The 7220-nt window shown below is 44.5% G+C and carries 3 protein-coding genes and 2 pseudogenes; 4 read left to right on the forward strand and 1 reads right to left on the reverse strand.

Annotated elements, in window-relative coordinates; genetic code table 11:
* The first annotated feature begins 75 nt into the window (after positions 1 to 75).
* From gbpA to L5L97_RS03670, 3 genes are all read left to right on the forward strand, one after another.
* On the forward strand, positions 76 to 1521 hold the full coding sequence (gene gbpA / locus L5L97_RS03660) for an N-acetylglucosamine-binding protein GbpA (protein WP_263183301.1): 1446 nt from the start codon (positions 76 to 78) through the stop codon (positions 1519 to 1521).
* Between the two features lie 562 nt (positions 1522 to 2083).
* Complete coding sequence (locus tag L5L97_RS03665; RefSeq protein ID WP_263183312.1) at positions 2084 to 3259, forward strand: aromatic amino acid transport family protein; 1176 nt, start codon at positions 2084 to 2086, stop codon at positions 3257 to 3259.
* Positions 3260 to 3527: 268 nt separating this feature from the next.
* Complete coding sequence (locus tag L5L97_RS03670) at positions 3528 to 5684, forward strand: S46 family peptidase (protein WP_263183304.1); 2157 nt, start codon at positions 3528 to 3530, stop codon at positions 5682 to 5684.
* 158 nt (positions 5685 to 5842) lie between these two features.
* Here L5L97_RS03670 and L5L97_RS03675 read toward each other — a convergent pair.
* Positions 5843 to 6268 (reverse strand): annotated as a pseudogene (locus L5L97_RS03675) (methyl-accepting chemotaxis protein); the annotation flags it as partial.
* Positions 6269 to 6345: 77 nt separating this feature from the next.
* Between L5L97_RS03675 and L5L97_RS03680 the strand changes: the two are divergent.
* Positions 6346 to 7220 (forward strand): annotated as a pseudogene (locus L5L97_RS03680) (IS3-like element ISSba5 family transposase); the annotation flags it as partial.

Consider the following 7220-nt stretch of genomic DNA (forward strand, 5'->3'; position numbering starts at 1 on the left):
TTGCCCAAATACCACTTTTATATCTAAGCCTATCATTATGTTTAGGATGATAGGCAATCAATGGAGTGCATTAAAGTGGCAAATCCTACTGTTTTTTCCCCTATTTCTAAATTGAGTTTATTGGCCGCGGCAGTAATGGCGACGAATGCGTTTGTGAGTATCTCTGCGCAGGCGCACGGTTATGTTGTGGCACCTGAATCGCGTTCATATGCCTGTAAAACAGGTAAAAATGCCAATTGTGGCGCGGTGCAATGGGAGCCGCAAAGTGTTGAGGGGCCATCGGGGTTTCCTGAATCAGGTCCTGCTGATGGCAAATTGGCGAGTGCTGGCAATGGTGCTTTTTCACCTTTGGATGAACAAAGTCCGAGCCGTTGGGCAAAGACGGATATTAAAGCGGGCTGGAATAAGTTCAGTTGGCAGTTCACAGCAAATCATGTCACCCGTAATTGGCGTTACTATTTAACTCGCCAAGATTGGAACCCAAACCAAGCTTTGAGCCGAGCGAGCTTTGACTTAGCCCCCTTTTGCGTAGTTGATGGTGGTATGGAACAGCCGCCTAAGTTAGTGACCCATGACTGCTACGTGCCAGAAGGTCGCAGTGGTTATCAAGTGATCTTGGCCGTGTGGGAAGTTGGAGATACGACGAATAGTTTCTACAATGCTATCGATGTGAACTTGGGCTCGGGTCCTGTTGTGCCGAGTGAATGGCAAGATGTGGGGGATATCAATCCGTCACTCGATCTAAAAGCAGGCGATAAAGTGATGACCCGGGTGTTTGACGCCAATGGTGAGCAAGCGGCTAAGCAAACAGTCATTACCATTAGCGATGCGACTCAAGGTGATAAACAAAATTGGCCTTTCCTATTAGCGAGCGCGATTAACGCCCAGCAGTCCCAGTTAAAAGCGGGACAAAAAAATGCATCGGGTGTGATTGAGCCTGTGTATGGCAAAAATGACATTTTTACAGCGAAAAACTCAGGTATTGAGCGTGTCGAAGTGGGATTTGATTTAGCTCCTGCTCCGGGCAACAGCTTAGAAGTCACTTCACTTGCCGACGATTATCAAATTATCGATGGTGCGGCGAAGGTCAGCTTTGATGTAACCAGTAACGCTGAGATGCTAGTGTCAGCGTATTTGTTTAGCCATGATGGCACAGCGTCAGGTTTTGTGAGCCAAACTGTTAACAATACTAGTGTTAGCTTAGTGTTAGACGTTGTTGAGCCTAAAGCTGGGCATTATCATTTGCAGGTAAAAGCTGAGCCTAAACAAGGTGATGTTATTCAGCAGAACTTTGATCTCTTCTTAAAGGATCAAGCTCCTGCACCAGAAGCTGATTTTGTATTCCCAGCAGGCGTGAAAGGTTACGTTGCAGGTACTACAGTGTTACAGCCTAAAAATGGCAAAGTGTATCAATGTAAGCCATTCCCTTATAGCGGCTATTGCGTGCAGTGGTCGGCTTCTGCCACAGGATTTGAGCCAGGTGTTGGCGCTTCTTGGGCTATGGCGTGGACTGAGCTGTAAATTAACATTTTGAGTTAATCAATTCTCAACATGATGTGATTGGGCTTAAACATATTCGCTGTGTTTAAGCCCTTTTTGTCTGCATCGGATGGAAAAAGACCGGCTTTATTTTGATTCGAGCCTAATACAAGATTACAGGTATTCTCAACAAAGGTAGCGATTTTGTTGGCTTGTATATTTTCGTTTATCACAGCGCTATTAAGTTGTTACCGTACCGTTTGCTACCCTTCTTTGTTCACAACTGGCTTGCCCACTGGGTTTGGCTCTGTTAATGTCCCAAACTATCTATTTAATCGATGCTTATATCGGTACATTAATTTGGGCTATCACAATTGAAAGTCATGCCATTTTTCAATAATCGATTTAGTTAGCCTCAATGGCTACTGGGTTGAAACATTCAAAAGCTATTGGGGCCAATTGATCTGCTAGGTCGAGATCTGATTGGATGCTTTAAGTGATGTGTCGCTTATTTCGATTTAAGACGCAAGGCTTTATCGGTTCAAATCTTACTCAAATAAAATAATAATTAATTATTGAACAGGACTATTGTGTGAATTCAAAAATGTTAGGCTCGATCGCCATCGTTGCCGGGACGGCCATTGGCGCAGGTATGTTAGCGTTACCTTTAGCCACAGCGGCTTTAGGTATTATCCCTGCTTTAGTGTTACTCGTCGTTATTTGGGGCGTGTCCGCCTATACCTCATTACTTATGCTCGAAATTAACTTACGCACTGGCGTGGGGGATAACGTGCATGCTATTACGGGTAAGTTACTGGGTAAAAAAGGTCAAATAATTCAAGGTGCTTCTTTCCTGAGTTTATTATTTGCCTTGACCGCGGCTTATCTCACCGGCGGCTCTTCGTTATTAGTGCTTAAAGCGAAGAACATGTTCGATATCGTGCTCGATAATCAAGTCGCAGTGTTGTTATTTACACTGGTGCTCGGTGGCTTTGCGGCGCTAGGTGTTGCTTGGGTCGATAAAGTTTCACGTTTCCTATTTTCGTTAATGATTCTATTGCTCGTGGTGGTGGTATTATTTTTATTGCCCGAAGTCAGTCTTGCTAGCATGGCAACGGGCGCGATTGCCGAGTCTATGACCAGCAATTGGATGGCGGCAATTCCCGTAGTGTTTACTTCGTTTGGTTTCCACGTCTGTATCGCCACTTTAGTGCGTTATCTCGATGGCGATGCAGTATCACTGCGTAAAGTGTTGTTAATCGGCTCGACTATCCCACTTGCTTGTTATGTGCTTTGGTTATTGGTGACTTTAGGCACAGTAGGCGGATATGAGGTGAATAGTTTTGAAGGTTCACTACCTTCACTCGTCACGGCATTACAGGATATTGCTCATACACCTTGGATCAGCAAATGTATTTCATTATTCGCTGACTTAGCCTTAGTGACCTCATTCCTCGGTGTGACCTTAAGTTTATATGACTTTATCGCCGAATTAACTCGCGCCAAAGAAACGTTTGCCGGCCGTATTCAAACTTGGTTACTGACCTTTATTCCGCCTGTTTTGTGTGCCTTGTATTTGCCTGAAGGCTTTGTGGCGGTACTGGGATTTGCGGCCGTACCATTGGTCGTGATGATCATCTTCTTGCCAATTGTTATGGCACTGCGTCAACGTCAGTCGCAGCTTGGGGGTTATCAAGTGTCTGGCGGATCTGTTGCGTTAGTTATTGCAGGCTTGTTAGGTGCCGTGATTGTGGGTGCCCAACTATTTGTTGGGATCTAATTCATTGCGATAGGTGTGGCTTTTTAGCCAACGCGGCTGAGTAACTTTGATTAAATGTATTTGCTTTGTAAGCGAGTTTTTCAGAGTCTGTTATAGAGAGTGTCGCATGTGATAAAGTCAGGCCCCGGCCTGACTTTTTGCTTTTTAGGTTTTAAAGCGAGTGATGCTGGGTTTTAGCACAGTTATTTAAAATTAAAACAACGCTATTAAAACGAGAAAATGGCCCAGCTTGCGCGTGGCTTCATTCACATAAAACGGACTTAACACAATGAAAAAATGGTTACTCACAGTTGCCGTGGCCGCTAGTTTTGGCGCACAGACTGACGAAGGTATGTGGCAGCCCCATCAACTGCCTGCTATGGCTGATGAGCTGAAAGCAAAAGGCCTTGAAATTGATGCAAAATCGATTTCTAAACTCACCGAATTCCCGATGAATGCCGTGATAAGCCTTGGCGGTTGCACTGCATCATTTGTATCGCCAAAGGGCCTAGTCGTGACTAACCATCACTGTGCCTATGGGGCGATTCAATACAACTCCACTCCTGAGAAAAATCTGCTGCAGGATGGTTTTTTAGCTAAGACCTTCGCCGATGAATTACCTGCGACCCCTGGCTCACGTGTCTATGTGACTGAAGATGTCACTAATGTCACTGAGCGAGTTAAAAACGGGCTTGAAGGTAAAGTGGGCAGCGCCTTCTATCAAGGCGTTGAAAGCCAGGAAAAAGCCTTAGTTGCTGAATGTGAAAAAGAAGATGGTTACCGTTGCCAAGTGTATAGCTTTCACGGTGGTCTCGAATATTATCTGGTTAAACAACTGGAAATCCGTGATGTGCGTTTAGTCTATAACCCAGCCGCGAGCGTGGGTAAATACGGCGGCGACGTAGACAACTGGATGTGGCCACGTCACACAGGCGATTTTTCTTTCTACCGTGCTTATGTATCTAAAGCGGGTAAACCCGCAGAATTTAGTGCTGACAACGTGCCTTATGAGCCAAAAAGTTTCTTAAAAGTATCGGCTAAAGGCGTGAGTGAGGGGGATTTTGTGATGGTGGCAGGCTACCCAGGTCGCACCAACAGATATCGCACAGCCACTGAAGTTCAAAATGAGTTTGAGTGGGCTTATCCCGAAGGCAAAATGCTGCGTGAACGCTTTATAGAGATCATTAAAGAAACCGCGCCAGAGGGCAGCGACGAGCGTATTAAGTACGAGAGTCAAATCGCAGGTCTGGCAAATTACGCGAAAAACTTCACTTCTATGATCGAGTTTTACGGCAAATCAACCATGTTGGCCGACCGTAAAGCCCTCGAAGCTAAGCTGGCGGCGTGGATAGCCAAAGACAGCAGTCGTGAAGCGAAATACGGTAAAACCTTAGCGGAATTAGATGCCTTGATTGCCAAAGGCAAGACGCATCAAGAGCGTGACATGATCTTAAGCTACATAGGCAGCACGACTATGTTGCCGACGGCGCGCAGCTTATATCGCCTCGCGAACGAGAAACAACTGCCAGATATGCAGCGTGAACCGGGCTTCCAAGATCGTGATATGACACGTCTAAAAGCCAGCATGGAGCGTATTGACCGTCGTTATGCGCCAAGCGTTGATAAAGCGGTATTGCTCGACATGCTAAAACGCTACGCCGCACTGCCAGAAGACCAGCGCCTACCCGCGTTGGATAAAGCCTTTGGTATCGATAAAAAGTTTAGTGAAGCTAAGCTTTCGAAAACCTTAGATAAAATGTACGCCAAAACTGAGTTAGGTAAGAAAGATGTTCGTCTGGCGTGGATGGATAAATCCGTTGCCGATTTTAAAGCCTCTAAAGATCCTTTCATTCAATTCGCTGTCGCTATGTATGACACAGATATGGCTGAAGAAAAGAAAGAAAAAGAACTAGCGGGTGAACTAATGAAGGTGCGTCCGCAATATATGGATGCCATTATTGCTTACAACCTAGAGCAAGGTAAGCCAGTGTATGCTGATGCTAACTCAAGCTTACGTGTCACGGTTGGTCATGTGAAAGGCTACTCGCCAAAAGACGGTTTAGTGGCTGTGCCATTCACTCGCCTTGAAGGCATAGTGCAAAAGGACACAGGTGTTGACCCATTCGATGCACCAAAGAAAGAGTTAGAGCTGATTAAGCAGGAGCAATATGGTGATTTCTATATGAAATCAATAGATTCTGTACCAGTAAACTTTTTATCAACTTTAGATACTACTGGCGGAAATTCTGGCTCACCGACCTTAAACGGCCGCGCTGAACTCGTCGGCCTATTGTTCGACGGTGTGTATGAAAGCATTATCGGCGGTTGGGCATTTGATAACGAGATTAACCGTTCTATTCATGTCGACAGCCGTTATATGCTGTGGGTAATGAAGTATTTAGATCATGCCGACAATTTATTAGCTGAGATGGAAATCGTTAAGTAATCCATTGCCGCATCTTGAATACTGTGGCTTAGGACGATTTAGATGAGCTGCATTTAAGCGTGTTTTTGTTCGATTAGCACGCAGGAATTACAAGACAATAAAATAGCGATAGACTCATAATGTTTATCGCTATTTTTTATTCCTAGAGCGCAGTAACTTTAGGTTCTAAATTGCTTTAGTAACCCCTCAATCATCTCCACTTGTTCTTCCAGATGTTGCTGTGATGTTTGTGCTAACTCTCCCGCTTGCTGATTTATTTTGGCTTGTTTTAGAATATTTGAAATGCTGTAAGTTATATGTGCCATCTCTTGTTTTTCATCTTCTGAAGCGCGGGCAATATCTCCATTCATGATTTTTATTTGATCAACAACGCGGATGATATCTGCAAACGCATCAGAAGTTTCTCCGATCCGTTCTTTTATCATTAACGCTTGCTTCTGTGCACTATTCATTACATCTACAGCTTTAGCTGAACCGGAAGATAAATTCGTGATGATGATTTCAATGGATTTGGTGGATTCCTGTGTCCTCGATGCAAGGTTGCGAACTTCGTCCGCGACTACGGCAAAACCGCGCCCAGTTTCTCCTGTAGTGGCACACTAATTTTGGCCACCTAAATAGAGGTGATATTATTACCTCGTAGATGACTTTAGGTGAACACATGAGATCGACAACCAGAAAAACATTTAGTGCTGAATTCAAACTTGAAGCAGCCCAATTAGTCCTCGATAAAAACCATAGCATCATCGAAGCTGCAAAGGCGATGAACGTWGGTAAGTCCACTATGGATAAATGGGTGAGACAGTTAAAACTAGAACGCCAGGGTGGCACACCAAAAGCATCTCCGATTACCCCTGAACAAATTGAAATCCGTGAGCTGAAGAAGCAAATAGCTCGTCTTGAGGAGCACAATCTTATCCTAAAAAAGRCTACCGCTCTCTTGATGTCAGACTCGATGAACAATTTACGCTAATCAGCGCACTCAAGCAGAGCCACTCTATTCTCACAATTTGTAATGCATTCAAAGTACATCGAAGTAGCTATAAGTATTGGCTAAAAAGAAAAGAACATATTGATGCAGACTTTACTATTTTATGCAGTGAAGTGAAGGCCGCACATCATATTAGTCATGGCTCTGCCGGTGCTCGAACGATAGCGCAATTAGTGACTAATAAAGGGATTGGTCTCAGTCGTTATCGAGCCCGTAATCTAATGAAAAAGCTTGGGTTATTAAGCTGTCAGCAGCCTAAGCATTCTTATAGGAAAGCGACACAAGAGCATGTTGCAATCCCCAATACGCTAAATCGACAGTTTGCAGTAACTCAACCAGATCAAGTGTGGTGTGGCGACGTGACGTATGTTTGGGTCGGTAATCGCTGGGCCTATCTAGCCGTTGTTTTAGACTTATTTTCCCGCAAACCTGTTGGATGGGCTTTGTCATTATCACCAGATAGTGAGCTGACCTGTAAAGCTTTGAAAATGGCATTTGAGTTAAGGGGTAAGCCTGAGAATGTGATATATCACAGCGATCAAGGT

This window comes from Shewanella sp. SM71 (genome assembly GCF_025653905.1).
GTDB lineage: Bacteria > Pseudomonadota > Gammaproteobacteria > Enterobacterales > Shewanellaceae > Shewanella > Shewanella oncorhynchi.

Bases quoted from the DNA above. Each gene is read 5' to 3' on its own strand.
- L5L97_RS03665 (WP_263183312.1), top strand. From the start codon at position 2,084: ATGTTAGGCTCGATCGCCATCGTTGCCGGGACGGCCATTGGCGCAGGT.
- L5L97_RS03670 (WP_263183304.1), top strand. From the start codon at position 3,528: ATGAAAAAATGGTTACTCACAGTTGCCGTGGCCGCTAGTTTTGGCGCA.